Source organism: Caldisericaceae bacterium (assembly GCA_036574215.1).
Lineage (GTDB): Bacteria > Caldisericota > Caldisericia > Caldisericales > Caldisericaceae > Caldisericum.
On the sequence record JAINCR010000076.1, the window covers coordinates 1 to 2,701 of the forward strand.

Here is a 2,701-nt window from a genome sequence, read left to right on the forward strand (position 1 = left end):
CTGTAAGCGTTTCTTAGTTTAATACATTACATATTTTTAAAGCCCCCAGAAGGGGGCTTTTTTAATATCGGTTTTTTATAAATCTTAAAACAGTTTTAATTAAATCTTTATTGCTTTTTACAACTTATGAGAATATAATATAAAAATAATGAATTGCAGTTACCCTGAGAATAAAATATTTGAAATAAAAAATTGCTTAGCTAAAAATGTTTATAAAAGGTGAAGAATGAAAAAAGGTTTTACGCTGATTGAGTTAATGATTGCAATTGCAATAATTATCATACTTGCTGCAATTATAGTTCAAAGTTATTTTACATTGGTAAATAGATCAAGGGTTGCTGTAATTGAATATAATTTAAAGGCCATTGCAACGGCATTAGAGGCGTTTAAAACAAATTGGACGAAATATCCTGTTTATAATACTTCTGAAGCAAATAGTTGGGCATATTTAAAAGTTGAGTTAACTGGCACTGGTACTGGTTCGGGCTATATAAACGTTTCTTCCGCTGCCACTATTACTGGAGAAAAAGGAGGGATCCAATACATTACACTTGAAGCCTTAAAATCACTTGAAATAAAATCTAACCTGTATAATGGGAGTGGTTCCATTACATACACTTCAGATGGCAATATTTATACACTTACCGTTATAGCTGTGATTGATGGAAAAACCTACACCTTTACAATGTTACCTGGTGGTCAAATTACTGTAAGCTCAAATTAATTTAATAACTACATATTTTTAAAGCCCCTGAAAAGGGGCTTTTTTAATATCCTGTTTCTTTTACCTCATTTTCAATGGGGAGCCCTTTTAGAAATCTTAACACATTTTTAATTGCATCTTCCCATATAAGTGCAGGTGTATTATCTGTAAAACCTGCTGCATGTGGAGTCATTATAATGTTCTTTAGTCCATGGAAGGGGTATCTTGAAGGATAAGCCGTTTGCATGGGAGTTGGTGGATATACCCACCAAGTATCAATACCTGCCCCTTTAAGAATGCCCTTTTTAAGAGCAACAAAAAGGTCTTCTTCGTTTACAACGGCACCACGCCCAACGTTAACAAAAAACTTATTAACCATTTTTTCAAAGAGTTTTCTATTTACAATGCCTTTTGTCTCTTTTGTAAGTGGAAGTGCACACACTACAAAGTGAGCTTTTTCAACTGCTTTTCCAATATCTTCGGTTGTATAAATTTCATCTACGTTTGGGATTTGTTCGTCACTCTTACTTCTTTTAACACCTATTACATACATACCAAATACTTTTGCAAACCTTGCAACTTCTCTCCCTATGCTTCCCAATCCAAGGATTGTCATTGTCTTTCCCTGAAGGCTTATGGTTGGTTCTCTTGACATCCAACCGTGCCAGTAACCAATTCTTAAATCTCTATCTCCTTCTACAATGTTTTTTGCAAGAGCAAGCACAAGTGACATCGCAAACTCTGCAACAGCCGTTGCGTTTGAATGGACATTAGCAATTTTAATACCTCTTTCAATAAGTGCTTCTACATCGTAGGTATCAACACCAGCAAAAGGAACCTGAATAAATTTTAAATTTACTGCGCTATTGATTTCCTCAAGTGAAAGAGCGCCAGAAATTACTGCAACTGCATTCTTTAATGCCTCAAATTTTTCTTCATCATTTTTAGGAATTACTACCTCAACATCACTTACACCGAACTCCTTTTTTGCATACTCAAATAGTTCAATAACATTCGAAGGATAATTACCTAAAATGACTACTTTTGCCACAGTATACCTCCTAAGTTTAAAATAGTTTTATAACCAAATTTATGTTTTTTCTTCTTTTTTGTCTATTTTAATTTCTACGGTTTCAATCTCTGGAATATCTTTAAGAGTTTCTAAAAGGGCAAATATCACTTTTTCAAAGACAGAATACACGTATTTATTTGCAACAAGTCTTTTGCCGTTTATTTTTATTTCAGTCATTTTACTTCCTCCTAATAGGTTTTCTTTTATGTATTCTTTTACTTTTAAAAGTGCTTTTACGCGGTGACTGATTTTATTTTTAACTTCATAACCCAATTCGGAAAAGCTTTTGTCAAAACCGTTAGGTTTAAAGATTGGGTCATATCCAAAGCCCGAATTTCCATAACGTATTTCTTTAAGAATTTCTCCATCTACCACTCCTTCAAAAGATACAAAACGCTCTTCCTTGGGAAAATAGAGCACACTTGCACATCTAAAACGAGCAGACCGATTGGTTTTATTTTCCATAATTTTTAGGATGTGTTTCATTTTTTCTTCAAAGGGGGTATCTTTTCCAAGGTATCTTGATGAATAAATATTTGGAAGCCCATTTAAGGCATCTATCTCCAAGCCAGAATCATCTGCAAGGGTAATTAAATTGTATTTTTTTCCGTAGGTTTTTGCTTTTAATAGAGCATTCTCAAGGTAGGTTGCTCCATTTTCTTCAACTTCTTGTTCGTTTTCGCTTAGGGGAATAAGGGTAATTGATAGATCGCTCATTATATCTTTTATTTCTTTTAGTTTTCCTTTATTTTTTGTTGCAACGAGGATTTTAAGCATATTAAATTATACACTATTCTTACAAATAAAAAATGGGTCAGGAGGAGGGGAACCTGACCCGAGGAGGTGTTGCTTTTAAGACAGGCGAGGGGAAATCCTGTCTTGAATTATTACGGAGGAAAGGGGACATCCTCCGTTGACCAACAATG

3 protein-coding genes are annotated in these 2,701 nt (G+C 34.0%); 1 reads left to right on the forward strand and 2 read right to left on the reverse strand.

The features are described from left to right. Nucleotides 1-226: 226 nt before the first annotated feature. Entirely contained in the window at nt 227-724 is a 498-nt protein-coding gene (locus K6343_04680; protein ID MEF3245260.1) for a prepilin-type N-terminal cleavage/methylation domain-containing protein, read from the forward strand. A 43-nt stretch (nt 725-767) separates the two neighbouring features. Here K6343_04680 and K6343_04685 read toward each other — a convergent pair whose 3' ends face one another. Together K6343_04685 and rdgB are read right to left on the reverse strand one after the other, a co-directional pair. Further along, entirely contained in the window at nt 768-1,754 is a 987-nt protein-coding gene (locus K6343_04685) for a hypothetical protein (protein MEF3245261.1), read from the reverse strand. A 39-nt stretch (nt 1,755-1,793) separates the two neighbouring features. After that, nucleotides 1,794-2,552 carry an RdgB/HAM1 family non-canonical purine NTP pyrophosphatase gene (gene rdgB, locus K6343_04690; GenBank protein ID MEF3245262.1) on the reverse strand — a complete coding sequence of 253 codons (759 nt, stop codon included), beginning with the start codon at nt 2,550-2,552 and terminating at the stop codon, nt 1,794-1,796. Nucleotides 2,553-2,701: the final 149 nt, after the last annotated feature.